Origin of the sequence: Exiguobacterium sp. s128 (assembly GCF_018618815.1) — a bacterium.
Taxonomy (GTDB): Bacteria; Bacillota; Bacilli; order Exiguobacteriales; family Exiguobacteriaceae; genus Exiguobacterium_A; species Exiguobacterium_A antarcticum.
On the sequence record NZ_JACSMT010000001.1, the window covers coordinates 18,546 to 43,788 of the forward strand.

A 25,243-nucleotide genomic window follows, 5' to 3' on the forward strand; every position below is an offset into this window, starting at 1 on the left:
TGTCTGTTCTTAATGTTTGATGTAACAAATTGTTCACATATACTCGTGATTTATTTCACAAAACGTTCGAAAACTGTTCCATTCCATAAAATGAAAGCCCTTTATCCGTTTTTTCATGAATAAAGGGCAGCTTGTCACGTATTTTGTTTAGACATACTCTCTGAAGTAATGATCCAACAAGTTGATCACAAATGGGATGGCCTCTTCATCCGGATTGAGCGTCGGCTGGTGCAGTCCAGACGTCGCATTGTTGACGCCAAGCCAAAACATCATCCCCGGCACTTCTTTTAACATGAATCCGAAATCTTCTCCTGTCATCGCAGCATCGCATTCGATGTACGTTGCGTTCATCTTCACAAATGACGAAAATTTATTGACGACATTTTGATCATTAACGACTTCATAATACCGATTGCCGAACTGTAGATCGATTTTGACACCAAACGAGGCTTCGATACCGCGAACGATTTCCCGTACACGTTGTTCTAATTTCTCCATGTCCGTGCCGTTTAGGGCACGCATCGTGCCGTCGAGTAAGGCGCGACCAGCGATGACGTTTTCCCGAATGCCCGCTTCGACCTTGCCAATCGTAATGACACTACAGTTCATCGGATTGATCGATCGACTGACAATTGTCTGCAATTGCATGATCAGAGCCGCTTGCGCGACGACGGTATCGATGGTCAAGTGCGGGAACGCCGCATGACCACTTTGCCCATAAATCGTAATGTGGACTTCGCGTGCACTTGCAAATAAAACACCTGGGCGACTGGCTATCGTTCCAACTGGATATTCTGGTGCAACATGTAAACCGTACATTTCGCTCGGTCGATATTTTTCGAATAACGGACTTTTGATCATCGGTTCAGCCCCACCTGGTCCTTCTTCCGCCGGCTGAAACAAGAAGACGACATCATCCATGACAGGAAGTTCCACGATCCTTCTCAGTAATCCAAGCGCAATCGAGGCATGGATATCATGTCCACATGCATGCATGAACCCTGGATGCTCTGAGCAAAACGGAAGTCCGGTCGCTTCTTCAATCGGTAATCCGTCAATATCCGCACGATAGCCAATTGTCCGGTTCCCTGTTAATCCTTTGACCCGAACGAATACGCCCGTCTCGAACGTATCATAGCTGACTCGATTTTCCGGATAGGACCGGATTTGATTTAAAATGAAAGCTTGCGTTTTGAACTCCTTGAATCCAGGTTCCGGTATTTTATGAAGTTCGCGGCGCATTTCAATTGCGTATTCCATCTGACTGACTTCCTCCTTCTTCTTTTACGATGTCCCAAAACGCCTGGACCTGTTTTAATTCCAGCATCGATTCCGTTGATAGAATCCATGTGTCCCGCTTTAGAATTTTCCCGGATGATGTTTTGAGTGGAATTTGCATCACTTCATTCGCTTCGTGGATCGTCGATTCCGGTAAGATAGCAAATCCAATTCCGTGGAGAGCCATCTGCTTACATGTCTCGATTTGATCGACGACAAGTGTCCGGGCTGGTGGACTCGAAAAGCGATCTTGCCACCATTCTAAAATTTCCTGGTAATATGTCGAGTCACTCTTAAACTGAATGAAAGGACGTTCTGTTTTCCGGAGTTGCTCTAATGATGTCAGTTCGCTATCAACAAGATACAATGGATCAGAAAACAGGCGTTCCTTCACGCCTTTCCAGTCCGGATTTCCTCGGATGATGCCGATGTGAAAATGTTCTTCTAACATATGACGCATCATCTCACTCGACCACCCCGTGACGAGTTGGATCCGCACATGGGGGTACCGTTCGACAAACCGTTTTAGGACACGGGGGAGCCAGTACTGCCCCATGATCGAGGCAACGGCGATTCGGAGCGTCCCGTAGACGGCTCCTTCTTCTGCGGTCAGTTCACTTTTTAGTTCCAACTCTTTTCGGTTCATCTCTTTTGCAAGTCCGATGACCTTTTCCCCTTGAGGCGTGATACTCAATCCACGAGACGAACGAATGAAGAGTTTCGTCGCCCAGCGTCGCTCGATTGCCACTAGTCGTTGGCTGAGGGCCGGTTGTGAGACGAAAAGACGTTCCGCTGCTCTTCGCATGTTCAATTCTTCCGATAACGTAATCAACATTTCCATTTCCGACACTTGCAATGTATGATTCGACTCCTCATGATATAAGATGGCATTAGTTTAACACGTTAGAGAGGAAGGTACATATGTCACGCTATCATTTTATGTTAATCGTCTCAACGATCGCGACTCTCGGGAGTCTATATTTTAGTGAAATTCGAGGTTTCATCCCCTGCCCGTTGTGTTGGTGGCAACGCTTATTCATGTATACGACGGCTATCTATTTACTCGTTTCGTTATTCCGTAACCGACCAGTCGATGCCTTTTTCATCCGCTTGTACACGTTACTTGGTTTTGCAGTTGCTGCCTATCACGTCATATTGGAACGTTTGCCGGACGGAGAAGCCCTCTGTACGAATGGGTGTCTGATCAAATGGGTCAATTATTTTGGGTTCTTGACGATTCCGATGATGAGTCTGATCGCGTTTACGCTACTGGTCATCCTCGCCTTCTACCCCCAACAAAAAAACGCTCAATGAGCGTTTTTTTGTTCCCATGCGGCCGCAACGGTATAGGCACTTGAAAAAGATAACTCCGATAATTGCCCTTCTCCCTCACACCAGTCTCCGACAAAAGCGACCGTGCGCCCAGTTTCTTCATTCATAAAACAAGGTAAGGCGATTTGTCCCATCTTCCATTTGATTTCTTGTACGATGGCCCGCTTCATCGTTCGCTCAACGGTTAACCGATCGCGCCATCCCGGATAATGTTGATCCAGCAAACGATGAATCTGGTCCACTTTTTCTGCGAGATAGTCTGGATTCCCGACATACTGATGCGCTAAATAAGCAACCACTTGTAAAACTTGGCCGTTTTTCGGTGCGATGCTCGGATCATAGTGGGATAAATCCGTCACGAATAGTTGATGCGTCCGGTCGTAGACATACGAAAACGGTGTTTGGATATAAGGGCTGAGACCAACATCATAGACAAGCACCTCGACCGGCTCATAATAGGCGAATGGTTCGATGAAGGACTGAATCGGAACCGGTAATGCCAATTTCCGCATGTCGCGAGGTGGAAGAGCGAATATGATCCGATCAACCGTCCACTCGTCTTTTTTTCGATCACGCAACCGATAACGTTGCTCAATTTCTTCAATCGCGGTAATTTTTGTTTTCCGATGGATTGTTCCCTCATTTTCTTGTAACACACGTTCCAGCTCAGTAATCAGTACTTGCCACCCCCCAGCAATGTACGAAACCGGTTTTCGCGTCCGAAATAGTTTCCGGTAATAATCAAAATAAACGACCGAAGGAATATTTTCCGGTTCTGTCGTAAAGAAATTACTTGAAGCTAAGTCAAGCATCAGACGCGAGACGTCCGTTTCTACTTTTTCTTGAGCCAACCATTGACCAATCGATACATCTGGTGTTCCCCGCTCGAGATGCAACACCGTTTTGACGACCTCCCATGTAAATCGGAGTTTATCCGTCCCATTGATGACTTCTGTTTTTAATAATCCGATCGCATTCGCAGGGGCCGCCGTCAGATGACCCGCAAATTCATATTTCGCTTTGGTCGAAGAAAAATCGAGCCATGTGATCTCTAGCTTCAACGTCTTGATGATCGTCCGTAGAATAGACTGATCACGCCCATAAATGGCATGGGCTCCGTAATTGAACGTAAATCCTTTGATGACTTGTGAGGTTGCCCGCCCGCCTAGAAGACCGGCATCATACAGATGGACCTGTTTCCCTTGACGCGCAAGTAACGCTGCAACTGACAACCCTGCTAATCCTCCACCGACAACAGCAACCGTCTCCACGTCCTTCACCTCCGACTTTCTCAACACTTGTCTAACCTTGTAGTTCTTTTCCCGATTTCAGACGAAAAAAACGACAGCTGACGCAGCTATCGTTTCCTATGTGGTATGACTTATTTCCACCATGTGTCGAGCGGTGAGACAGGCATATGATGTTTATGACCTACACGTTTATATTGTGCTTCTAGTTTAGCTTGGCTTTCCGCTGAAATCTGCTTCCCTTCCAAGTAATCATCAATTTCATCGTACGTCATCCCTAAAGCCAGTTCGTCCGGCAATCCTGGTTGATCGTCCTCTAAATCAGCTGTCGGCACTTTCTCAATCAATCCGTCAGGTGCTTTTAAATGACGTAACAATTGTTTTCCTTGCCGTTTATTCAGTCCCGTCAATGGCGTCAAGTCGCAGGCCCCATCTCCATGTTTCGTGTAGAATCCGGTCACGAATTCTGCTGCATGATCCGTCCCGACGACTAAACAACCGAAGTGTGCTGCTAAATCATACTGCACCTTCATCCGTTCACGGGCTTTTGTATTTCCTTTACTGAAATCCGACAGAACTTGCCCCGTCACTTGTTCGAATGAAGCCATCGAGGCAGCGACGGCCGGTTTGATATCGACACGTAGCGCGTGATCCGGTCGGATGAACGATAAAGCGAGTTGCGCATCTGACTCGTCCTGTTGTTGACCGTGTGGCAAACGGACGGCATAAAATTGATAGTCTCGCTCCATCTCTTCTCGTAACTCTTCGACTGCAAGCTGGCATAAACGTCCGGCTAATGATGAATCTTGTCCACCTGAAATCCCGAGCACAAACCCTTTTGCTCCCGTGTGTACAAGATACTCCTTTAAAAATTGAATCCGTTGTTTCATTTCGTCTTCAGCTACGATGACCGGTTTGACTCCCGTCACTTGAATGATTTCCTGTTGCATGAAACCGTCACTCTCCTTCAGCGTTTGTCTTAGCTTATTTTGTGATTTCATTTTGATCCGTTATAACGGATGTAGCCGCACCGTCCACCTGTCGAATCGTTGAGGCCACGATTTTTGCCGGGTTACTCGAAGCGGGAAGTTCAATTTTCACTTCGTAACGTTTTGTCTCCAGTGCTTCAAAACGTTCCTGTTCAATCGCTTGGGTAAATACCTGTTCTTGTGAGAACGTGTACAAGACTTTTTGGTTTACATCCTCGACAATCAATTCAAATCGTTGGGATGTCGGAAACGTTATTGTCAGATCCTCATCGTTAGGATTCTTCAACAACACGATTGCTTCCACCACTGTCGGCTTCGTCTGCTTTGCAGATACCGTGATTTCAACTGGTTGCTCCAAGGCAGCGTCTTGTGTCGTTTGTCCAACCTGCTTCTGTTGTTCTTGCTGACTGCAACCAACCATGATCAATGTCAGTACACATAAACAGGATAACCGGGTTATCCATTTCAAGACAACGCCCCCTCCCTACTTCTTCTACTGCCGATTTTAGCACAAAAAAGAGGTAGGATGAGGTTTGACCTCATCCTACCTCTTGGCTTCTTACGTTAGGCAACTGGAATCGTTACACTCGCTTTTGTCATCGAAAACAATTGTTCGATCCCCGTCACGAACAATTCGTCGCAAATCGCGTCCGTCGCAGTCGCTGGTGCGACGAGCGTGATCGTCCGACTGTCCATTGTTTCGATCGTCACGAATATACCTGTCGCCGTCCGTTCTTTGTATCCTACCGCTAAATCTGTTTCAGCAAAAAGTATCATATCCCCGAATCTCCTTTGTTATGTCAGATGTCAGTCAAACCAAAACAGCTGTTTGAAATCGAATCAGTTATTGTGATTTCACTTTATCAAACCGGTACAAACATCAGGAAATTCTCATTCGACATTTCGTGTCAAAACTTTATTACAAAAGATACAACCATTTTTTTACACATTCAATTAGTTGGCAAATACATCTTAAAATTGGCGTTTTATCAACACATTTCAATTCCGTTTCAAAACCATTACAAAATAATATTCATATTTTCCCATTTTTCTTAAGCGATAGGGAAAATATACCTAGACAACCTATGCGTTATTTTGTCGAATGGTTCTTCTTACGCTCTTTTTTTCAAGTTCTCATGAACCTTCACCAGTCATTCGATTCATTTGTTGCCAAACCGTTCCTAGTGCTTCTTCCCCACTCTCGATTCGAGCCAACGCCAATTCAGCTTGTAGCGCCACTTCATATTCACGATCTTGGACCGCTTCCGTTAATCGAGGAATCGATTGTTTTGTCCCAACATCGAATAAAAAGCGTGCTGCTCGCCAACGCACTAATTTGTTTTTATCAGTCAGCGCCTCAATCATCATTGGTTCCGCTTCAGGTAACGCCCAGTCGGAAATCGTATCCCCGGCCGTTCGACGTACGCTGCTCGACGGATCGTGCAGCGCATTCGTGATGTATTCCAATAACTCCAGTCGATTCTCTTCAAACATTCCGAGTTTGACGACGGCCTGTCTTCGGATTTGCATTTTTTCATCCTGGAGCATTTTAGCGTAGGCAGGTACCCATGCTAGATTGATTGGTAACTCATCCAGTGCTGCAAATCGTTGTTTCCAATCAGATGAAGTTAATGTTTCCCCATCAAACGTCACTTCTTCTCCGGAAGCAATCGTTTTTAAGCGTTCAATTCGCTCCTGAGGGTACGCCACTTCAATTTCTTGCGCGACTTCAGCTAAACTATCATCTAAATCCCCATAACGTGGTGCTTGCTCGACCCACCGACGATCACTGATGACGTTTTTGACATAGGGTTGAACGAATAAAGCCGCTTCCCGGAATCGTTCAGGTAGACCATGTCGTTTTTCTTCCAGACCTTTGACCCCTTTCAGTTGCATCGGGACACCTAAAATAAACTGGACGAATAAATGAACAGGTTCAAACGCTGCATCTGTTTCGTGTTGTTCGACATCGCTGAGCACTTCGCCAAACGTACGACGAATCTCAATGACAAGTGTTCGCCAATCATATTTCGGAAAACGTTCGACGGCTAAAAAGTCGCTCACCTGGTAGACCGATTTGATGCCTGGTATGTCCAGTAACTTTACGATATGCTCTGGCGCACCAACCGGATGTTCAAATGTTTGGCCTTTTTCAGAAAATGTCTCATCGACGATTACTTTCATATTGTTCGGACTTGGTGTTGGTTCGATTGCTATAATCTTCATCTTGATCCCTCCCCCATTCATCATTCAGAAATTCACTTCAAATTGCAACGTAAACGCTTTTCTTCGCTGCGTGGTTTCAAAAAAAGATAGGATTGACTCAAAATCCATTCTCCACACAGACGTGGGTGGCAGATGTTAAATCCGCCACCCGCGTCTCGTTGAAAGGGGACCACTCGCTTCATGCGGCTCCTAGGAAAAGTGCAAGATTATGCGGACCCGTTTCCTGTCCATCAAGGACAGCGAAGCCGGCTTGTGTCTCACCTGAAGAAAGCGCGCGAAAGAAAGAGTGATTCCTTTTATCAAAATTAGGCGAGAATACGCCCACTTCTAAACGAAGTGAAAGTGGGAGTATTCTCGCCAGCCTGCCTTTCGGGTATATTCCCTTGGAAGGAGGTGAAAAATGGTGTTGAAGCATAAGGCCTACAAATTCAGAATCTACCCCATAAAAGAGCAGGAAATCCTGATCGCGAAGACGATCGGGTGTTCGCGCTTCGTCTTCAACCACTTCTTGGCGAAGTGGGATGAAACGTACAAGACCACTGGAAAAGGACTGTCCTACGGTTCTTGTTCCAAAGAAATTCCTTTGTTGAAGCAGGAGTTCGACTGGTTGAAGGAAGTCGATAGTACATCTGTTCAGATCAGCGTCAAACACCTTGCCGATGCGTTTGATCGCTTCTTCAAGAAACAGAACGAACGCCCTCGATTCAAGTCCAAGCGCCATCCCGTCCAGTCGTACAAGACCAACATCCAAGGCAAAAACCAGCTTCCTGAAGTCTCGATTGGATGCAACCAGCTCAAACTTCCGAAGCTGAAATGGGTTCGTTTCGCCCACTCGAAACAGGTCACAGGCCGTATCTTGAACGCCACGATCCGACGTAACGCTTCAGGCAAATACTTCGTCTCCCTGCTCGTCGAGCAGGAGATCAACGAACTGCCGAAGACCGGTTCATCCGTCGGCGTCGACGTCGGACTCAAGAACTTCGCCATCCTGTCGGATGGCACGGTATACAAGAACGACCGTGATGTGAACGCAGGACTGAATCTCAAACAAGAAGCAGAACGCATTAATCGTACGTTTAAAAAGAGGTTTCCTGAGAAAACCGTTCTTCAATGATGTCACAAAAAGCATCCGGTGTTTCCAACATCCCCATATGACTGCTGCTTGTCGAACGGAACATAATCTGATCATTTTGAGGCGCAAAGGCACTTGCTTCGGAAATCAAGGGGTCTTTTGTACCATGAACGATCACACCACGGACTTTCGCTTGACTCAACGCATCCGTTAAATCTTTTCGATCCCGCATCGCAGCTAATGCCCGGATTGCCCCTTCGACAGTCATCATGTATCCGAGTTCTTTTGCTTCCGAGACAATCATCGGATCCGCATCTTCTGCGAACAGTCCAGGTACTATACCGTCAACGAATTCACGAACCCCGATTTCTGACACCCGGTTGATGTTTTGATTTCGTTTTTGTTTTGCTTCTTCCGTATCTGCTTTTGCGGTCGAGTAGACTAATCCAAAACCAGAAATTTTTTCAGCATACATCTCGACAATTGATGCGACGATGTATCCACCAAACGAATGCCCGATTAAGATCGGTTGCTCAATCCCTCTTCGTTCCAAGTCGTTCATCACCCATGTCGCAAACCCTTCGATTGTATCCGGTCCGACCGATTCCCCTTCGTGTCCCGGTAATGCGAGTACAAGCACATCAAACGATAAGCGAAGTCGCGCTTCGACTCGGTTAAAATAATCAGTTCCTCCAGCAAATCCGTGTAATAAGACAAGTGATTTTTTTGACATTCAACTAGTCATCCTTTCCATTCCGATGCAAGCATGCGGTAAATCGTTAAATCCATGAACCGACCGTGACTGTATGCATAGTCTTCAAGCAGTCCTTCTGCTTGAAATCCCAACTTTTGCACGAGTGCATTGGATGCAATATTTTCAGGTGCGACGAGGGCGCTGATTCGGTGCAAAGCGAAATCTTCGAATCCATGAGTCAACACGGCACGTGCTGCTTCAGAAGCTACCCCTTGTTGCCAATACTCTTGGCTAACCTCAAATCCAATTTCTGCACGATGGTATTGGGTCAACCAATTGTGAAACCCAATCGTCCCTACTAATTGATTGGTCTCCTGATCGGCGATCGCCCATCGGATTGCCTTACCTTGCGTAAACTGTTCTTTAAAATAACTGATGACGTTTTTGGCTTCATATACGGTGACTAATGGATCGGATCCATAATAATACATCACGTCATCATCTGATAAGATTTTAAACAAATCACGCGCATCCTTATTTTCTAACTCTCTTAAAATAAAACGTTCTGTTTTCAGTTCCGGGAATGGTTTTCGTAATCCCCACATACCCTATCACCTCTTTTTTATATTATGCCCGTTTTCAAAGGGAAATATCCTTTTCGCTCTCCGGAAGTTTTGCTACTATTGAAATAACGAAGTTACTTATCAAGGAAGGAAGTTTCCTATCATGTCTAGTTCACTACTCTACTTGTATGAAGATGCGGAAAACCACCGATTGACGATGTCTGGTGTTTCGTTTTCTGACTTTATCCTGTCTATCGATTCAAAACGTCCGCTACTCGTTTCAGGGGCAGCCTTCAAATCCGTTAAACAATCTTTCCGAACTTCTTTTCATTATGTCGAAGGACACGAAGTCGAACAGTTTGCCCAATCGATCGATGTCGAACGCTCCCCCTTGAGTACCATCGATATTCGTTCTTCGCATTCACTCGACACATTAACAGACGTCGAAATCGCGGAATTGCTATTTTTGATGCATATGAAACGTGGTATGCCTAGTCCGTTCCTTTCATCCGTCGGCAACGAGTGGGCCTACTTCAGCGAACAAGACAGTGTCCAAGCTACGGTCTACTTAAAAGACTGGTCTCAGATCGAACATGCCCTCTCTTTACTAATCCAACGAAAAATCCGACGGGAATTCCGTGTTCTGTCTGCTTCTCCTCTCACTGCCGAAATCATCATCAACCTTCGTCATTTGCTGCATGAAGGCGTTTTGATTGATTTTGCGAACGTTAAACAGTCTGTGTTCACGCGACAAATCACCATTCCGGTTTATGTCGCCGGAAGATACGAAGATATGACGGTCTTAAAAGAAGACCTGGATACAAATAAAGAATCGATTGTAAAACGTGGTGAACTGATTCACCGTAAAAAAGCTTGGATTTTTGAGTTACAATGATCCTCTGCATCTTCGTCGCTCCATGACAAGATGCTTTTTTCATATCTTTCTGACGAGAGCTCCGCCTCATTTTTTGTCCAATCGTTTATATGACGATAACATTACTGAATCATTTGAATTTTCACATAAATTAAAGCTGGCATCTTGAGTAGACTTCGTTATAATAAGATTAACCTTTTGGAAGTTAGAAATTGGTACGGTTTTTCTTATGATTTATTTCAGCAATGTATTAACCGAAGGAGGAATTTAGCATGGATCAGTTAAAAGTGAACGGAATCGGTTCATTCACCAAGTTTGCGACGAACGGGAACATTCTGAAGTTAAAGGATGCCACGACGGGCGAACTGAAAGTGTCCTTGAATGAAGCGAGCTCAATGACTATTTCACCAATTGATGAAGAAACAGGATTATTCATTATCCGTGGTCAGCAACAGGAACCTTTAGTGGAACTGACCCTCCCTCGTCAATCGTGCGAAGTCGTTCACGCTTGGCTACTCCATAAATTGAGACGACAAAAGAAAGGTCGTTTCATGGCATCTAGCTGAATACTTGTTCCTCTAGTTTACCATGTGTCTATTACTTTGTTGCGTACGTCCTCTTCATAAGTCAGGAAACTCTGGCTTTAAGAGGGCGTTTTTGTCTGGCAATTTCTGTTGAGGAATCGTCCACGTCATGTTAGTCTTGCAAAATTAACAGTAAAAGAATTGACGACTCCCATGAAAAAGTAGCTTCTTAAAGAAATGAATATTCTAAAAATTCTTTCATCACTTTTTAGCAAATGGTATAGTGTATGAGATTATTGAAAAACAGGAGGTAATATATATGTTGAACCGAAAAGATATTTTCGCTTTAGGATTCATGATTTTTGCTTTATTTTTTGGAGCCGGTAACTTAATTTTCCCTCCTGAGCTCGGTGCTTTAGCGGGCACACAATTTTTACCCGCCATGCTCGGTTTTATCGTCACTGGTGTCGGATTGCCGTTAGTCGGATTAATTGCCGTCGCCTGGGTCGGCGGGGGGATCAGTACGCTTGCAAATCCGTTGCCTAAATTCGTCGGCGCTTTATTGACATTTGCGCTGTATGTCGCCATCGGTCCGTTTTTCGGAATTCCCCGGACTTCTGTCGTCACCTATGAGCTCGGTGTCGTCCCGTTTTTAAGTGGACCAAGCCAGACGAGTTTAATGATTTCTTCTTCGCTCTTCTTTTTAGTGACGTTATACCTTGTCCTGAAACCGGGCAAGTTGCTTGATATCATCGGCCGATTCATCACACCGTTGTTGCTTGTCGCACTTGCCACGCTAAGTATTAGCAGTATCATGAACCCCTTGTCTACTGTCCAACAACCGGCACCGGGTTATGCTAGTTTTACAGATGCCTTTATTCAAGGATTCCTGCAAGGATACTTGACACTTGACGCTTTAGGCGCACTCGTATTCGGAGTGATTATCTTGCATACGTTACACGCACGTGGTCTGAAGAATCGGACGGTCCAGTTAAAAACAGTCACAAGAGCTGGTTTAATTGCTGCCGTATCACTGATTCTTGTCTATACCGGACTCGGATTCATCGGCCGAAACAGTTTTGGTGCCGTTGGATCCGTCGATGGACCCTCTTTATTGCAACAATATGCCGATAATACGTTTGGAACGATTGGTCTGATTATTTTAGGAATCGCCATTTTACTCGCCTGTCTGACGACATCCGTCGGTCTCGTCACAGCTTTTTCTGAATACTTGATGTCGTTCTCAAGTCGACTTTCGCTCCCCATCACTGGAACACTTACGACCGTGCTAGGTTTTGCGATCTCGATTTTCGGTCTCAACACGTTACTCACCATCGCTGTTCCTGTGTTGATGTTCCTTTATCCAATCGTCATCGTCTTAATCGGATTGACGTTCATCCGTTCATTCCTAAAAAGACCATCACTCGTTTACCGAACGACTTTATTCGTGACTGCGTTATTTTCGTTATTAAGCGCCTTAACCTCTTTAAAGGTCTTACCGGGGATCTTGATTACTATCTACAAGATCTTTCCGCTGACCGAACAAAATTTAGCTTGGCTTTTGCCCGTTTTAGTTACATTCGTCATCAGTTCATCGATTGGACACGTTTCTAAAGATTCTATTCCTGAAAAGCGTATTGGCTAGTGATGCCGCTTTCATCGCTATGGTATGATGAACAAAATGACTTTTTACTGGAGGCGTCGCTTTAATGGATAAGATCGCTTGGATTACCGATAGTATGGCTTTTTTCCCACCGGGGGAATCAGAAAAAATCGGAGTCCACGTAGTACCAACGTTAATCATCATCAATGGAGAATCCTATCGTGAATACGTTGATCTTTCAGTCGAACAACTTGATGCAAAGATGCGTCAAGATTCTTCCGTTGTCCCAACCACTTCACAACCTTCTTTTGGTGAGTTAGTCGAACTCTACGAACGTCTGCAGGCTGAAGGTTATGATTATGCCTATGCAGTACACATCACAAGTGGCTTAAGCGGAACGTATGCTAGTTCTGTCGCCGCTGCAGATGCCGTCGGATTTAAACTGTATGCGGTCGATTCTTATACAGGTGGTGCCAATCAACAAGAAATGTTGCGTATTTCCATGCAATTAGCTCAAGCCGGTAAACGACCAGAAGAAGTGATGGCTGTTTTGGATCAATTCAAACATCAGTCCCATTTCTATTTGATCATCGGTAACATGGAGACGATGCGCCGAAGTGGTCGTGTCTCGAGCAGCCAGTTTTTACTCGCAAACATGCTGAACATCAAACCGATTGTCAAGTTCGACGAAGTCGGTAAACTTGTTCCCTTCAAGAAGGTTCGCTCGATCAAAAAAGCGTTTCATGAAATGACATCAGAAATCGTCTCACAGGTGGAACGATCCGGTTTATACAAACAGACCCTCTATATCGGTCATACGCTCGCCTTGTCGGCCGCTGAACAGTTGCGGGACACGATTCAGGCTAAACTGCCACAACTCTCCATTGAAATCACACAATTCGGTCCTTCCATTTTGACTCATGCTGGATCGGAAACAGTTGGTGTCTTTTGGTTTGACGACATTACTGTTCCGTTTTAACCCAAAAACCCCTCTTTGCCGTCTATTAATGACGGCAAAGAGGGGTTTTTGGATTATCATTTTTCCTAACGAGTAGCTTCAGCTTGAACGTCTTTAAACACGTCGTCGAGCATTTTAGCTTCGTCTGCTACATGATGGATTGTTTGATGCTTTCGATTTATTCGTTCGGTCCATGCTTCAGCTGGATAGACCGACCATGCTAAGTGCTCCACTTCTTCTAGATAACTTAAGATTGTATCCAAGGAAGTTGTTTGTTGCTGTTGTCGCAACCAGTTCGTATATCGTTTATCCGGTTTTCCATCTTTTAATAAAAGCTTGCCCTTCTCAAGGATTGCCCATTTCGGTTTCGCATCAATTTGAAACAATTCAAGCTGTTTGAATTGCTCCACTGTTCGGTTCGTAACAGGAATCACTTGGTTGATCTCCACTAATCGTTTCAGACGTAAATGCGCCCGCATCGTCATGAACCGTTTGTTTCCGTCCATCCGCTCGACGAGCAAGGTCGGTTGGTCCATCGTTTGCATCGTTGCTTCATCAAACAAAATACTAGTGTCAATATCAAGTAATAACATTAATTATAAATCTCCTTTTTTCGTCTCGGTGCTACGAAGGCATACGACAAGCTGAGGACGAAGGCAGCGAATAAAAAGCCTCCGAGCACATCAGAGAAGTAATGGACGTTCAAAATAATTCTTGAAGACCCCATTGCAAGAACCATCAAGGTACAGACTGTGCTGACGACAATCCGTCCTGTTCGACTTAAAAAGCGCCATGCAAGGACGATGAATCCTCCGTATACGGCAAATGCCATCGACGAGTGTCCACTTGGAAAGCTATAGCCAACGCCTCCTACCAAGTCATTAAGTGACGGACGATCTCTGACAAAAATTAATTTCACGACTTGATTTAACATACCTACAGATAGGCAGGTCACGAAATACCAAATACTCCCGATTTTATCACGCCAAATTAAGTAGCTCATAATCGCAAGGATGCTCGTGATCGTCACGGCTCCGACGCCTGATCCGATTTGAGTGAACCACGACACATAGCTCCCTGGGACGCGTTCTGCCATTTCATTAGATAATTGTGCATCAAACAAAAAGTAACCGGTCAGGCGAATTGATAACGCAATCGTTAAAAAAAGAACGAGTACGATTCCTGCGACGATTAATACCCGCTGATTTACTTTCATCAATACGTGCCCTTTCGCTGTTCCAGCTCTTCTGCCGAGTAGTCTTCCTTATCACGCAAACGGTGTGCCAGTCGTCCGGACGCATTCGCAGCAATTGCAGCGACGATATCGTCCATGAACGTGTTGACTCGACCGTCATCCACTTTTGTATCCAGTTCTTTAATGATGCCGATTTTTGCTTTATCCAGATACCCAAACGTCGTCACGGCAATTGATCCGTACGTGTTGACGGCACCGATTGCAATCGTCTCATCTACGCCAAACAGTCCTTCATCACTGCGGATGATTGATAGGAGGGGTTCAGATAACAACCCTTTTTCCGCTAAGATATCCAGTTCCGCTCCGACGAGGATTGCATGTTGGAGTTCACGTTTTTCAAGGACACGTTCGACTGAACTGACACACGTTTCAAGTGTTAATTCAATCGTATACGGAGCCTGCATCTGGTAGACGATTTCAGCAATCGCATGAATCGTTACCCCTCGTTCATGCAGTTTATCGATTGCTGCTTGTTTGACTTCTTTTGAATGTGCTTTTTCTTTCATGACAAAAACCACCTCTCTGACAAAGTTCTTCATAAGTATACACGGATTCCTATTCTCTCCTCAAACTTCTTTGACATCAAGCGGATAATCGGTCATGATTATCCTGTAAAGCGTTATCATTTCAGGGGAAAGTAGGGGATTTTCGATGAACATCGGGGTAGTTTTGTTTCCATCGAAACAGATTCAAGATTTTGCGAACTCATACCGGAAACGGTACGATTCCAAGTATGCGTTAATCACACCACACATTACGATGCGAGAGCGGATCAGTGTCGACGATGCCGAGCTCGAAACGATTGTTGCTGCACTCAACAGAGTAGCTGCGCAAACAAAACCAGTCTCCCTTCATATCCAAGGAGCACGTTCTTTCCATCCGACAAATAATGTCTTGTTCTTAAAAGTCATGCCGACGGATGAGCTGGAACAACTTCACCGAGCACTACATGCTGGTGATCTCGCGCATACACCAAAATATGACTTCTTGCCTCATATCACGATTGGACAAGATTTATCGGACGTCGAGTTATTTGATGTGCTCGAACGTCTAAAGATGGAAGATATCCGTTTCCAAGAAGATGTCACGAAAATGGCCCTTCTGTATGAACTGGACAACGGTTCATGGAGTGTATACGAAACTTTCCGTTTCACATCTCAATAACATCAAACTTCCCGGTCGAACGTGCGACCGGGAAGTTTTAATTCAGGCAATACGCCATAAGCATTTGCTTGTTCTTCTAATTCCTCATGATGCGGTTCTACGTATTTGATTGGGTTGATGCGAGCGACTGGTTCTGTTTTCCGCTCCAAATCGACTCTGACTTGACGATTTACATATTGTACAACCGTAAAATCTACTTGATACATATGACTTCCCTCCCCTTCATCTTCAGCTTGTTATTGTCTTATTCCCAAAATATCTTCAAGAAAAACAAAAAAACCAAGGTTTCCCCTGGCTTTAGCTGATAAGTTAAGATTTTAGAGTGAGTTAGATCTTATTATAGGATATGGAATCCGCTATCGACGTGAAGAATTTCACCTGTCACACCACTCGACATCTGCGAAAGTAAGAACAATCCACTTTGACCGATCTGCTCTGTCGTGACGTTTCGATGAAGAGGTGCACGTTCTTCGATGCTCTCAAGAATCGAATTGAAATCACCGACTCCTTTTGCAGAAACCGTCCGAACCGGACCTGCTGAAATCGCATTGACACGAACACCTTGTTTCCCGTACTCTGCTGCTAAGTAACGAACACTCGCATCAAGCGCTGCTTTAGCGACACCCATGACGTTATAATTCGGAACCATCTTTTCACCACCAAGATATGTCAACGTGATGACCGACGCATCTTCCGTGAAAAAGTCTTTTGCCGCTTTGACGACAGCTGTCAAACTAAACGCTGAAATATCAAGAGCTTGTGTAAACTGTTCGCGTGTCACGGATGAAAATTCGCCGCGTAAGGCTTCTTTGTCTGCAAACGCAATCGAATGTGCAATCCCGGAAATCTGCCCGTGATCCGCATGAATCGTCTGGAAGACCTGTTCGATTTCTTCGTCACTCGTGACATCACATGTATAATATGAAGCGGGACGTGATAACTCTTGCCCTAATTTTTCAAGTGGTGCCTTAAAACGTTCCCCGACATACGTAAACGCAAGACTTGCTCCTGCTGCGTCAAGTGCACGCGCAATGCCCCATGCGATTGATCGTTGATTGATGACACCCATTACAACATACGTCTTCCCCTCAAGTGAAGGATAAATATTCATTATGAGTTCCCCCTTAAATTAGTACCTGGTAATAACACCTATGTCTAGGTTACAAAAACGTAACGCTTCTGTCAACCATCGCTCTTGATATTGCGATTTTGATAAATTACGGTAATATAGAAAGAGACAGAAAGTAGGGATGGAATGAACCGTTTTAAATCATTTACACAACGTTATGATAACACATTGCTTTTTTTGCTCGGTTGTTTGATGGTCATCAGCGTTCTGGCGATCTACACCGCTCAACCGTTTTTGCAAGGAGCGATTAGTGAAATCAACTTTACCGCAAAACAAATTCAATGGTACGTGATCGGCTTCATCGCACTTTCCATCGTCATCCTCATCGATTACGAGCAACTGAAGCGGTTTCACTGGTACTTGTATGGCGCCGGCATCCTTTCCTTGATCGGTCTCGTCGTCTTACGGGGGACTCCTTTAGTCGCAAACATCAAAGGGGCTTATGGTTGGTATCAGTTTCCGGTCATCGGAACCGTTCAGCCGGCCGAATTCATGAAGTTTTTCCTGATCGTCACGCTAGCTGCGGTCATCTCGGAACACAATGCCCGTTACGTCCAACATGAACGTGATTTATTATTGCTGATCAAGATGGTCGCGATCACATTGCTTCCGTTAGCGTTGATCATCATTCAACCCGATTTAGGAATCGGATTGATTCTTTGCGTCATCTTAGCCTGCGCGATGTTACTTTCCGGATTAAACTGGAAATGGTTACTCGGTATGTTCGGCATATTTGCCGTTGCCATCGTCGGATTCTTTTATCTGTTTTATTTCCAAAATGATTTACTCGCAACATTTTTCCCTGGACACGCCATGAACCGAATCATGGCTTGGTTACAACCGTTTGAGTATGCAGATGACCTTTCCTACCAACTCGTTCAGTCGATTAATGCAATCGGTTCCGGACAGATGTTTGGTGTCGGATATGGGAAACTACAAGTTTCCGTACCAGAACTGCACACGGACTTTATCTTCACGGCCATCTCGGCCCACTATGGATTCATCGGAGCCGCTGTCGTCTTGATCATCTTGTTCTTATTCATCTATCGGTTGATTCAAATCGCACTCGAAACAGCCGATCCGTTTGGTACGTACATCGTGACGGGCTATGTCGCGATGTTTACATTCCAGATTTTCCAAAACATCGGGATGACGATGGGCGTTTTACCGATTACCGGTTTGCCACTTCCTTTCATCAGTTACGGAGGATCCACGATGATCGTCAACTTAGTTGGACTTGGTCTGATCATGGCGATTGCTTCTCAATCTCGTATTTCGATGTTTGATGAAGACTAATCAACAAAGAGTGAATTCCGATAGTTGGAATTCACTCTTTTTCGTTTACAGACGTAAATCATCCGGTAAAGGGGCTTCAAACCGCATTACCTCTCCTGTTCTCGGATGGGGAAACGACGCTGACGCACTGTGTAAGGCTTGCCGTGGAATCAAAGGTGTTCCTTTGTACATCGTATCGCCGACTAACGGATGACCAAGAGCCGCAAGGTGGACACGAATTTGATGGGTTCTCCCTGTCTCGAGTTTGATGGTCAGTTGAGACAATTCACGAGAAAAGGCAGACAGTGGTTCACTTGTTAAGATATGCGTGACGGCATGCTGACCATCTTCTCGAACCATTCGCTCCATGAACGAGTGATCGGTTTGTCCGATTGGAAGATTAATCGTTTGCGGCAGGATTTGTCCTTCAATCAACGCGATGTAACGTCGGTCAAGTAAACCCGTTTGTTGCATCTTACTTAATTGATGATGGGCAAGCGCATGTTTTGCAAAAACGACCAGTCCACTCGTGTCCCGGTCCAATCGATTGACGATATGAATCGCGTACGGTATCTGATGTTGTTGGTAATACCCAAGTACAAAATTCGAAAGTGACCGTTCCGGATGAAGGCGTGACGGTATCGATGCCATGCCCGGTGGTTTATTGACGATCAAGAGCCAATCATCTTCGAACAAAATTTCTAGTTCCCCGTTTGTCGCATGCATGTCAGGTGCCGGAGCTTCCTCTGGAAATCGGACGTGAATCCGGTCTCCCACATGAACGATTTCACTGACGATGACATGTTCGCCATTTCGTAGTATCTCACCATGATGCTTGATCGAAACAAGCATCTTCCTTGAAATATGCAGACGGGTCGTACAAAAATGACCGACACTCCACCCGTCTTGCTGCTTTGTGACTTGTTCTTCTAGTTGAAATGCCATAACGTTACCTCGTTTAGTTAACTTCCATCTTCTTCTAAAAATGATTCACGTACCCGTTGCCAAAATGGGAACGAGCGGAACCGTGCAAATTTCACTTTTTTATCGGAGACCCGACAGCGAATCGATGTGACGTTTTGATGGACGATCGATGCATAATGATCATACGTCAATTGAAAATCAATCGGATTGACGGGTCGAATTTCGACATCGTGATGTTTCGGCAACAACATCGGGGACCCGATCGTTCGATACACCCGGTTATTGATCGATGCCATCTCCGTAATTTGAATCGCCTCGAGTGCCGGGTGAACGATTGCTCCACCTAATGCTTTATTATATGCCGTTGAGCCGGACGGTGTGGAAATACATAGACCGTCTCCCCGAAACGTTTCAAAATACTCCCCACGAATCGATAAATCACATACAAGCGTCTGGTTAAAGCTTTTAATCGTACACTCATTCAATGCCAACAATTTATTCGTCGACCCGTCAGCATAGTCAATCGATAGTTCAAGTAACGGGTATTCGACAGTTGCAATATTGTTCGCTGCAATGTGTTGAATCAATTCGTCCATTTCTTCCGGTCGCCAGTCAGCATAAAAACCGAGGTGACCGGTATGGATCCCGACGAGTGTGATCTCTTCGACTTGATCTAAATAGGAATGGAAGGCTTGTAACATCGTCCCATCCCCACCGATTGAGATGACGATTTCCGGAGTAACGGTGTCTCGATGACTTCCCCGTTCAATTAACGCCTGTTCCAACTGTTCTTTTAGCATATGGGAACGTTCATCGCCCCGCGCTGTAACCGCAAAACGCATCGTCATCCTCCTACTCTTTTGATCGATTCTTCGCTTCGGTCGCTTCACGTTCGTGTAAGACGACTTGAGCATCTTGTATCTCAACCTTCAATTGGCTCATCTCCGCATCAAGTAAAAAAGCCGCTTCAGCTGCGCGCCGCAACCGTTCTCTTGTTTCTTCCGGAATATTACCTTGGTACTTATAGTTTAGCGAGTGTTCGATCGTCGCCCAAAAATTCATCGCCAGTGTCCGGATTTGAATCTCGACGAGCGTCGGAATTTCTCCTTCAATCGTTTGGACCGGATAGGCGATGATGATGTGGTACGAACGATACCCACTTTCCTTTTTTTGCGTTATATAGTTTCGTTCTTCGACGATCTTGAAGTCGCCCCGTGAACGCAACAATTCTAAAACATGGATGATGTCATCTACGAATTGGCACATGATTCGCAGACCGGCGATATCTTGCATATCTTGTTCCAGTAGCTCGATATCAATTGCTTTTCGTTCTGCTTTTTGTAAGATGCTTTTTACAGGTTTGACACGTCCTGTGACAAATTCAATCGGTGAATGTTCCCCACGTTGTTGAAATTGTTTTCGAATGGCTTTTAATTTTACTTTCAGTTCATCCACTGCGATTTGATAAGGTGCGAGAAATAAGTCCCAATTTTCTTTTGTCATCGTCATTGTCACCACTTTTAATCTAAATTGTTAGTTCGATTCGTTCCACTACACCATTCATGGTATCATATTTTCAAGCATTCAACTAGAAAGGTGTGGTCACAAATGAGACAAGAAATGGAAATTGAATTTAAAAATCTTTTAATCGAAACGGAATACCAACGATTGATGGAACGGTATAACACATCTGGATCATCCGTTTGGCAGGCAAACGATTATTTTGATACCCCGACATTCGAACTTCGGAGTCACGGTGCCGCGCTACGCATCCGTGAAAAAAAATCAGGTCTCGTCTTGACCTTAAAAGAACCGAAAGACGATGGATTACTGGAAACCCACGTTACCCTGTCGGAAACAGAAGCCGAAGACTTATTTCAATATGGTCTCATCCATTCGAATGCAATGAAACAACAATTAGAGAAATTTAATTTGACGACTTCCCTTGAACATTTAGGTCGTTTAGAAACAGAGCGGTTCGAGAAACAACTCGACACCGGACTGCTCGTCTTAGATAAAAGCCGCTACTTAGGCGTGACCGATTATGAACTTGAATTTGAAGTAACCGACTATACGACAGGCAAACAAGCTTTTCATGAATTGCTTGAATCGAATGGGATTCCTACGCGTGAAACCAAAAATAAAATCGTCCGTTTCATGGACCTTAAAGCGCTTACACGTTAATCGTGTAGAAATGTACAAGCAAAACCTTTGCTCTTTCTTTTTTTTCGTTGCTAAAATAGGGTAACGATATTAATAGAAAAGGGGTGAACGGATGGAACACGAACAATGCAACGGATCATATTGTTCATTGGACGAACCATCAATTCAACAACCGACGAAACCACTAGAAATTTATCATTTTCTAGACGTCACACAAACGGATGGTTTACGGTTGATTCCCGTTCTCAAGAAATTAGAATTAGAATACGGTCATTTATTCCGTCTTCGGACGATCGCGACGATTCCCTGTGCCCCTTCACGATCAGCATGTGACATGTCACCACTGTTGATTTTAAAAGCGATTGAGTTACAAGGAAAAACATTCGGCATGCGTTTTATGCGCCGGTTGCGCATGTTGCATAATGTCGAAGGTGAAAGTGCCTATTCACGTGCCTCTCTGATGCGTTTAGCGGAAGCCTTAACCGAATTTGGTCTGGATTTAGCGGAATTCCATCGTGACATCGAATCAGATACCATCCAATTGATGCTCGAAAAAGAAACGGAGCTCGTTACGGATTGGGATGTACGTATTCTCCCGACACTTGCTTTTGTTGGGGATGAGGAAGCGATTAAGGCGGAAGGCCATTATGAATATTTGATTTATGTATCGATTCTGAATGAATTGTTAGAACAACCGTTTGAGAAGCAGGCAAAACCTCCTCTCGAACAGTTCTTGAGACGGTATGATACAGCAACGACTTCTGAAATTGCCTTCATTTATGATGCAACAGAAGCTCAAGTGGAACATGAGTTAAAAAAATTAATGCTTCAGCAAAAATGTGTGTCCCTCACGTACTGTGATGGTAAAGTATGGCGTCATTTAAAAGACTCTGCCCATGCTTAACCTAAAAAAAGCCGTTTCCGCGATTAAGAACTCGCGAAAACGGCTTTTTTTATTGTTTATGACCACTGGATGGGGGAAAAAGAGAACCATCAGGGGAATGTGATTCTCTTCACATTCTTAGTATAAACCGACCGTTCTATTTTATCCAGCACTTTGTTCAAAAATTCACAAATTCGTCATTCTCCAAGTAACGCTTCGAATTCATCTAACACCCGCTCAAATTGGCGAAGAGCTGCTTCGACTGGGGCTTTTGTCGTCATATCGACTCCAGCCGCTTTTAAGACCTCAATCGGATAATCACTTGACCCTGCTTTTAGGAAATTGTTGATGTAACGTTCAACAGCAGGCTGTCCTTCTTCTAGAATTTGTGATGTCAATGCGGCAGCGGCAGAGATGCCGGTCGCATATTGGTACACGTAATAGTTGTAGTAGAAATGCGGGATCCGCGCCCACTCTAAACCAATTTCTTCGTCTAGTACGATGCCATCACCAAAATATGTCTGATTGAGCGCATAATACGTTTTCGTCAAGAATTCTGGAGTCAATGCTTGTCCAAGACGTGCTGCTTCATGAATCTGATGTTCAAATTCAGCAAACATCGTCTGACGGAACAGCGTACCACGGAACGTTTCCAATTGGTTGTTCAATAGATAAAGTTTCTCATTTTTATCCGTAACACGTTTCAATAAATAATCATTTAAGAGTGCTTCATTTGTCGTAGAAGCCACTTCTGCCACGAAAATCGAGTAGTCTCCATACGCATATGGTTGGTTCTGACGTGTATAGTAACTATGAACGGAATGACCAAACTCATGTGCCAATGTAAACAAGTTGTTGACATTGTCTTGCCAGTTCATCAAGATGAACGGTTGCGTATCGTAAGCTCCTGACGAGTATGCGCCACTCCGTTTACCACGTGTTTCACGTACATCGACCCATCGTTTCGCAAGGCCATCCTCTAGAATATGCTTATATTCAGCGCCTAACGGGGCTAGACCGTCCACCATCAATTGTTTGGCTTCCTCATATGTGACCTTCATCTCGACTTCACTGACGAGTGGTGTATACATATCATAAACATGCAACTCATCCAGACCTAAAATCCGTTTCCGTAAGGCCACGTAACGATGCAGTAATGGCAAATGCTCATGGACCGCTTCGATCAAACCATCATAAACTTGTTCAGGAATCGTATTTCCGTGTAACGCTGATTCGCGTGCTGTTTTGAAATGACGGACTTCTGCATAGAAGTTATCTTTTTTAATGGATCCTGCTAACGTCGAAGCCAAAGTATTCGTATACTGACCGTACGTACTATACATCGCTTTAAATGCCGCTTCACGGACGGAACGATCCTTCGACTCCATGAACGTGATGAATCGCCCGTGTGTCAATTCTGTCTCTATTCCATCTTCTCCCTTGATTTTCGGGAACTTCATGTCAGCATTGTTGAGCATACCAAACGTCGTTCCTGATTGACCCAGTACTTCTCCCGCTTTTGCGAGAATCGCTTCTTCCGCTTCCGACAGGACATGCTCACGTTCTCGGTTCAGTTCGTCAAACGCATGACGATAGAGCGCAAGATCAGGATTTTTGTCTAGATACGAAGCAATCGTTTCTTCCGGGACTTCTAACAACTCCGGTGTCATGAAGGCTAACGTGGCACCGATTTGAGAAGCAAGTGTCCGAGCCCGATCATTCATCGCTTGATAAAAGCTATCCGCTGTATTCTCATCGTAACGCATGTGGGCGTATGTATAGAGCTTATGCAGACGTCTTGAAATCTCATCTCGTAATTGTAACCCTTCGAACAAAATTGTATCTGTCTGTGCAAGACGTCCTTTGTACTCGACGAGTAACGGTAACATCGCTTTGACCGATTCAAAGTCCTCTTCCCATGCTTCGTTCGTTTCGTAAATGGATTCTAAGTTCCACGTTTCTTTGACATTGACATCACTTCGTGTTAATACTTCTGCCATTTTAATCACTCCTTTACTTCATTTATACCTGTTTCCCTTTCGACAAACAAACGAAGCGCACCTGCTAACTTTTGATCTTCTGCCAAACGAACCGCCAAATCAGAAGGACGATCTTCTAAAGCTTCCGGAAGACAAAGGTGAATATATCGTAAGCTGACTGTCCACTCCTGAACAAGACGCTTCAATCGATTCTTGTCAGATCGAATGCGGCATACATGAAAGCAGTTTTCCAGAAAAAGAGTCAGTCGCTCGGTTGAATAGTGTCCGTTCAAATGAACGTAGGCGGCAATCTGAAGCTCAAACGGATGTACTTGGAGTGACGTCAAGGAAGACAAAGGTAAAAAGCAGTAGGACGGTAACGTAGAGACACAAAGATGTGCGCGATACATGGGAAGATGCAGAAAGGAACGAGGAAACGAAGAAAAAAAGGGACGCATCCGATAATTTTTGATCAACGTAGACCATAATCGTTCCGGGAACTTGCGGGGAGGAACATGTGGTGTTAAAAATTGTTGGCAGGTTAAAGGCACTTGTTGACAGAGTACGACTCGTCTGGAAAATGGTAGCGGATTCGTATACCGGACAATCCGTCCCTTCTCGATTACGTCCATGTAACCATGGACTGCAAAGGCTTCTTTCATCCATCCGTCTAGCTTAAGGAATGGCCCTTCCTTCTCACGAAAACCAATCCACCGGACTTCATATCCGTTGTCTGAATCAATCATCAACCTTCTTATCCATTCATCGCCTGTCATCTTCGAACGTTGGATTTCAATTCCAATCGCACCCGGCTGTAATAACAAATCAAATCGGCGTCGCCCGCGAATCGCTTCCAGTTCGACATCAAAATCCAGTTGTTCAAAATAACTCGCCAACCGTTTTTTCCAAGCGGCATGTTCGGACGACTCTCCTGTACATGCGGTCAAGTGGACAAAATGAAGCCGTTTATTCCCTTGCCGCACACGAAGTCGTGTCCGGCAATAAGGGCAAAACAGCTTTTTTGTCACTAACGTGTCCATCGTCTCCAGTTGACTATTGATACGGTTTCCTTGCTCATCGATTGCTTCAAACATCTTTAGCCTCCCGATCA

Annotated in this window: 28 protein-coding genes and 1 pseudogene; 10 read left to right on the forward strand and 19 right to left on the reverse strand. The window is 44.7% G+C overall.

Going from position 1 to position 25,243, the window contains the following annotated elements; translation table 11 throughout:
* Positions 1–147: 147 nt before the first annotated feature.
* Positions 148–1,260, reverse strand: coding sequence for an N-acetyldiaminopimelate deacetylase (locus KNQ13_RS00100; protein WP_014970821.1), 1,113 nt, complete (start codon positions 1,258–1,260; stop codon positions 148–150).
* The gene (locus tag KNQ13_RS00105; RefSeq protein ID WP_014970822.1) at positions 1,244–2,134 is read right to left on the reverse strand and encodes a transcriptional regulator CcpC; all 891 of its coding nucleotides are present in this window, start codon (positions 2,132–2,134) and stop codon (positions 1,244–1,246) included. Before KNQ13_RS00105 ends, KNQ13_RS00100 begins: the two co-directional genes overlap by 17 nt.
* A gap of 65 nt (positions 2,135–2,199) precedes the next feature.
* Between KNQ13_RS00105 and KNQ13_RS00110 the strand changes: the two genes are divergently transcribed.
* Positions 2,200–2,592, forward strand: coding sequence for a disulfide bond formation protein B (locus KNQ13_RS00110; protein WP_014970823.1), 393 nt, complete (start codon positions 2,200–2,202; stop codon positions 2,590–2,592).
* Here the strand turns inward: KNQ13_RS00110 and KNQ13_RS00115 are convergent.
* From KNQ13_RS00115 to KNQ13_RS00135, 5 genes are all read right to left on the reverse strand, one after another.
* Positions 2,586–3,881 carry an FAD-dependent oxidoreductase gene (locus KNQ13_RS00115; protein WP_051590453.1) on the reverse strand — a complete coding sequence of 432 codons (1,296 nt, stop codon included), beginning with the start codon at positions 3,879–3,881 and terminating at the stop codon, positions 2,586–2,588. The two genes, KNQ13_RS00110 and KNQ13_RS00115, sit on opposite strands and share 7 nt — an antisense overlap.
* A 110-nt stretch (positions 3,882–3,991) precedes the next feature.
* Complete coding sequence (gene nadE, locus KNQ13_RS00120) at positions 3,992–4,807, reverse strand: ammonia-dependent NAD(+) synthetase (protein WP_014970824.1); 816 nt, start codon at positions 4,805–4,807, stop codon at positions 3,992–3,994.
* Between the two features lie 34 nt (positions 4,808–4,841).
* Positions 4,842–5,315, reverse strand: coding sequence for a BsuPI-related putative proteinase inhibitor (locus KNQ13_RS00125; protein ID WP_034773986.1), 474 nt, complete (start codon positions 5,313–5,315; stop codon positions 4,842–4,844).
* 95 nt (positions 5,316–5,410) lie between these two features.
* Entirely contained in the window at positions 5,411–5,623 is a 213-nt protein-coding gene (locus KNQ13_RS00130) for a hypothetical protein (RefSeq protein WP_026829917.1), read from the reverse strand.
* Between the two features lie 357 nt (positions 5,624–5,980).
* Entirely contained in the window at positions 5,981–7,072 is a 1,092-nt protein-coding gene (locus KNQ13_RS00135; RefSeq protein ID WP_014970827.1) for a virulence factor, read from the reverse strand.
* Between the two features lie 403 nt (positions 7,073–7,475).
* On the opposite strand from KNQ13_RS00135, the pseudogene KNQ13_RS00140 reads away from it, so the two are divergent.
* Positions 7,476–8,159, forward strand: a pseudogene (locus KNQ13_RS00140) (RNA-guided endonuclease TnpB family protein); the annotation flags it as partial.
* Here the strand turns inward: KNQ13_RS00140 and KNQ13_RS00145 are convergent.
* Both KNQ13_RS00145 and KNQ13_RS00150 read right to left on the reverse strand, forming a co-directional pair.
* Positions 8,149–8,877, reverse strand: coding sequence for an alpha/beta fold hydrolase (locus KNQ13_RS00145; protein ID WP_014970828.1), 729 nt, complete (start codon positions 8,875–8,877; stop codon positions 8,149–8,151). The pseudogene KNQ13_RS00140 and the gene KNQ13_RS00145 sit on opposite strands and share 11 nt — an antisense overlap.
* 8 nt (positions 8,878–8,885) lie before the next feature.
* A complete protein-coding gene (locus tag KNQ13_RS00150) occupies positions 8,886–9,443 on the reverse strand; it encodes a GNAT family N-acetyltransferase (protein WP_014970829.1) in 558 nt (185 codons plus the stop codon).
* 121 nt (positions 9,444–9,564) lie between these two features.
* On the opposite strand from KNQ13_RS00150, the gene KNQ13_RS00155 reads away from it, so the two are divergent.
* The 4 genes from KNQ13_RS00155 to KNQ13_RS00170 all read left to right on the forward strand — a co-directional run bounded on the left by KNQ13_RS00155 (position 9,565) and on the right by KNQ13_RS00170 (position 13,381).
* Positions 9,565–10,296 carry a hypothetical protein gene (locus KNQ13_RS00155; protein WP_014970830.1) on the forward strand — a complete coding sequence of 244 codons (732 nt, stop codon included), beginning with the start codon at positions 9,565–9,567 and terminating at the stop codon, positions 10,294–10,296.
* Positions 10,297–10,547: 251 nt separating this feature from the next.
* Positions 10,548–10,841 (forward strand): hypothetical protein, encoded by a 294-nt coding sequence (locus KNQ13_RS00160; RefSeq protein ID WP_014970831.1) that lies wholly within the window; start codon positions 10,548–10,550, stop codon positions 10,839–10,841.
* Between the two features lie 277 nt (positions 10,842–11,118).
* Entirely contained in the window at positions 11,119–12,444 is a 1,326-nt protein-coding gene (gene brnQ, locus KNQ13_RS00165) for a branched-chain amino acid transport system II carrier protein (protein WP_014970832.1), read from the forward strand.
* A 64-nt stretch (positions 12,445–12,508) separates the two neighbouring features.
* A complete protein-coding gene (locus KNQ13_RS00170) occupies positions 12,509–13,381 on the forward strand; it encodes a DegV family protein (RefSeq protein WP_014970833.1) in 873 nt (290 codons plus the stop codon).
* 65 nt (positions 13,382–13,446) lie between these two features.
* On the opposite strand, the gene KNQ13_RS00175 is transcribed toward KNQ13_RS00170, so the two are convergent.
* The 3 genes from KNQ13_RS00175 to KNQ13_RS00185 are packed head-to-tail and all read right to left on the reverse strand — an operon-like array spanning position 13,447 to position 15,121.
* Complete coding sequence (locus KNQ13_RS00175; protein ID WP_026829918.1) at positions 13,447–13,953, reverse strand: hypothetical protein; 507 nt, start codon at positions 13,951–13,953, stop codon at positions 13,447–13,449.
* Positions 13,953–14,576 (reverse strand): phosphatase PAP2 family protein, encoded by a 624-nt coding sequence (locus KNQ13_RS00180; RefSeq protein ID WP_051590454.1) that lies wholly within the window; start codon positions 14,574–14,576, stop codon positions 13,953–13,955. The genes KNQ13_RS00175 and KNQ13_RS00180 overlap by 1 nt, the downstream gene beginning before the upstream one ends.
* Complete coding sequence (locus tag KNQ13_RS00185) at positions 14,576–15,121, reverse strand: phosphatidylglycerophosphatase A family protein (protein WP_026827879.1); 546 nt, start codon at positions 15,119–15,121, stop codon at positions 14,576–14,578. The genes KNQ13_RS00180 and KNQ13_RS00185 overlap by 1 nt, the downstream gene beginning before the upstream one ends.
* A 145-nt stretch (positions 15,122–15,266) precedes the next feature.
* Here KNQ13_RS00185 and KNQ13_RS00190 point away from each other — a divergent pair, with 145 nt between their 5' ends.
* Entirely contained in the window at positions 15,267–15,779 is a 513-nt protein-coding gene (locus KNQ13_RS00190; protein ID WP_014970835.1) for a YjcG family protein, read from the forward strand.
* 2 nt (positions 15,780–15,781) lie between these two features.
* Here KNQ13_RS00190 and KNQ13_RS00195 read toward each other — a convergent pair whose 3' ends face one another.
* Together KNQ13_RS00195 and fabI are read right to left on the reverse strand one after the other, a co-directional pair.
* Entirely contained in the window at positions 15,782–15,985 is a 204-nt protein-coding gene (locus KNQ13_RS00195) for a hypothetical protein (RefSeq protein WP_014970836.1), read from the reverse strand.
* Between the two features lie 131 nt (positions 15,986–16,116).
* Positions 16,117–16,890, reverse strand: coding sequence for an enoyl-ACP reductase FabI (gene fabI, locus KNQ13_RS00200; RefSeq protein ID WP_014970837.1), 774 nt, complete (start codon positions 16,888–16,890; stop codon positions 16,117–16,119).
* 144 nt (positions 16,891–17,034) lie between these two features.
* Between fabI and KNQ13_RS00205 the strand changes: the two genes are divergently transcribed.
* Positions 17,035–18,204, forward strand: coding sequence for an FtsW/RodA/SpoVE family cell cycle protein (locus KNQ13_RS00205; RefSeq protein WP_014970838.1), 1,170 nt, complete (start codon positions 17,035–17,037; stop codon positions 18,202–18,204).
* 45 nt (positions 18,205–18,249) lie between these two features.
* On the opposite strand, the gene KNQ13_RS00210 is transcribed toward KNQ13_RS00205, so the two are convergent.
* The 3 genes from KNQ13_RS00210 to yjbM are packed head-to-tail and all read right to left on the reverse strand — an operon-like array spanning position 18,250 to position 20,610.
* The gene (locus KNQ13_RS00210; protein ID WP_026829919.1) at positions 18,250–19,128 is read right to left on the reverse strand and encodes an RluA family pseudouridine synthase; all 879 of its coding nucleotides are present in this window, start codon (positions 19,126–19,128) and stop codon (positions 18,250–18,252) included.
* Positions 19,129–19,145: 17 nt separating this feature from the next.
* Positions 19,146–19,949 (reverse strand): NAD kinase, encoded by an 804-nt coding sequence (locus tag KNQ13_RS00215; RefSeq protein ID WP_014970840.1) that lies wholly within the window; start codon positions 19,947–19,949, stop codon positions 19,146–19,148.
* A gap of 10 nt (positions 19,950–19,959) precedes the next feature.
* Positions 19,960–20,610, reverse strand: a complete 651-nt coding sequence (gene yjbM, locus KNQ13_RS00220; RefSeq protein WP_034774245.1) for a GTP diphosphokinase — start codon at positions 20,608–20,610, stop codon at positions 19,960–19,962.
* A gap of 105 nt (positions 20,611–20,715) precedes the next feature.
* Here yjbM and KNQ13_RS00225 point away from each other — a divergent pair, with 105 nt between their 5' ends.
* A complete protein-coding gene (locus KNQ13_RS00225) occupies positions 20,716–21,291 on the forward strand; it encodes a CYTH domain-containing protein (protein ID WP_026829920.1) in 576 nt (191 codons plus the stop codon).
* A gap of 91 nt (positions 21,292–21,382) precedes the next feature.
* Positions 21,383–22,174, forward strand: coding sequence for a DsbA family protein (locus KNQ13_RS00230; protein ID WP_014970843.1), 792 nt, complete (start codon positions 21,383–21,385; stop codon positions 22,172–22,174).
* A 176-nt stretch (positions 22,175–22,350) separates the two neighbouring features.
* Here KNQ13_RS00230 and pepF read toward each other — a convergent pair whose 3' ends face one another.
* Positions 22,351–24,153 carry an oligoendopeptidase F gene (gene pepF, locus KNQ13_RS00235; RefSeq protein ID WP_014970844.1) on the reverse strand — a complete coding sequence of 601 codons (1,803 nt, stop codon included), beginning with the start codon at positions 24,151–24,153 and terminating at the stop codon, positions 22,351–22,353.
* A gap of 5 nt (positions 24,154–24,158) precedes the next feature.
* The gene (locus KNQ13_RS00240; RefSeq protein WP_026829921.1) at positions 24,159–25,226 is read right to left on the reverse strand and encodes a competence protein CoiA family protein; all 1,068 of its coding nucleotides are present in this window, start codon (positions 25,224–25,226) and stop codon (positions 24,159–24,161) included.
* Positions 25,227–25,243: the final 17 nt, after the last annotated feature.

Coding starts and splice junctions, on each gene's coding strand:
- KNQ13_RS00170 (WP_014970833.1), top strand. CDS start 12,509: ATGGATAAGATCGCTTGGATTACCGATAGTATGGCTTTTTTCCCACCG.
- KNQ13_RS00215 (WP_014970840.1), bottom strand. CDS start 19,949: ATGCGTTTTGCGGTTACAGCGCGGGGCGATGAACGTTCCCATATGCTA.
- KNQ13_RS00185 (WP_026827879.1), bottom strand. CDS start 15,121: ATGAAAGAAAAAGCACATTCAAAAGAAGTCAAACAAGCAGCAATCGAT.
- KNQ13_RS00110 (WP_014970823.1), top strand. CDS start 2,200: ATGTCACGCTATCATTTTATGTTAATCGTCTCAACGATCGCGACTCTC.
- KNQ13_RS00230 (WP_014970843.1), top strand. CDS start 21,383: ATGGAACACGAACAATGCAACGGATCATATTGTTCATTGGACGAACCA.
- KNQ13_RS00225 (WP_026829920.1), top strand. CDS start 20,716: ATGAGACAAGAAATGGAAATTGAATTTAAAAATCTTTTAATCGAAACG.
- KNQ13_RS00240 (WP_026829921.1), bottom strand. CDS start 25,226: ATGTTTGAAGCAATCGATGAGCAAGGAAACCGTATCAATAGTCAACTG.
- fabI (WP_014970837.1), bottom strand. CDS start 16,890: ATGAATATTTATCCTTCACTTGAGGGGAAGACGTATGTTGTAATGGGT.
- KNQ13_RS00205 (WP_014970838.1), top strand. CDS start 17,035: ATGAACCGTTTTAAATCATTTACACAACGTTATGATAACACATTGCTT.
- KNQ13_RS00135 (WP_014970827.1), bottom strand. CDS start 7,072: ATGAAGATTATAGCAATCGAACCAACACCAAGTCCGAACAATATGAAA.
- yjbM (WP_034774245.1), bottom strand. CDS start 20,610: ATGACAAAAGAAAATTGGGACTTATTTCTCGCACCTTATCAAATCGCA.
- KNQ13_RS00130 (WP_026829917.1), bottom strand. CDS start 5,623: ATGATACTTTTTGCTGAAACAGATTTAGCGGTAGGATACAAAGAACGG.
- KNQ13_RS00100 (WP_014970821.1), bottom strand. CDS start 1,260: ATGGAATACGCAATTGAAATGCGCCGCGAACTTCATAAAATACCGGAA.
- KNQ13_RS00160 (WP_014970831.1), top strand. CDS start 10,548: ATGGATCAGTTAAAAGTGAACGGAATCGGTTCATTCACCAAGTTTGCG.
- KNQ13_RS00180 (WP_051590454.1), bottom strand. CDS start 14,576: ATGAAAGTAAATCAGCGGGTATTAATCGTCGCAGGAATCGTACTCGTT.
- KNQ13_RS00150 (WP_014970829.1), bottom strand. CDS start 9,443: ATGTGGGGATTACGAAAACCATTCCCGGAACTGAAAACAGAACGTTTT.
- brnQ (WP_014970832.1), top strand. CDS start 11,119: ATGTTGAACCGAAAAGATATTTTCGCTTTAGGATTCATGATTTTTGCT.
- KNQ13_RS00175 (WP_026829918.1), bottom strand. CDS start 13,953: ATGTTATTACTTGATATTGACACTAGTATTTTGTTTGATGAAGCAACG.
- pepF (WP_014970844.1), bottom strand. CDS start 24,153: ATGGCAGAAGTATTAACACGAAGTGATGTCAATGTCAAAGAAACGTGG.
- KNQ13_RS00210 (WP_026829919.1), bottom strand. CDS start 19,128: ATGGCATTTCAACTAGAAGAACAAGTCACAAAGCAGCAAGACGGGTGG.
- KNQ13_RS00190 (WP_014970835.1), top strand. CDS start 15,267: ATGAACATCGGGGTAGTTTTGTTTCCATCGAAACAGATTCAAGATTTT.
- KNQ13_RS00195 (WP_014970836.1), bottom strand. CDS start 15,985: ATGTATCAAGTAGATTTTACGGTTGTACAATATGTAAATCGTCAAGTC.
- KNQ13_RS00145 (WP_014970828.1), bottom strand. CDS start 8,877: ATGTCAAAAAAATCACTTGTCTTATTACACGGATTTGCTGGAGGAACT.
- KNQ13_RS00155 (WP_014970830.1), top strand. CDS start 9,565: ATGTCTAGTTCACTACTCTACTTGTATGAAGATGCGGAAAACCACCGA.
- nadE (WP_014970824.1), bottom strand. CDS start 4,807: ATGCAACAGGAAATCATTCAAGTGACGGGAGTCAAACCGGTCATCGTA.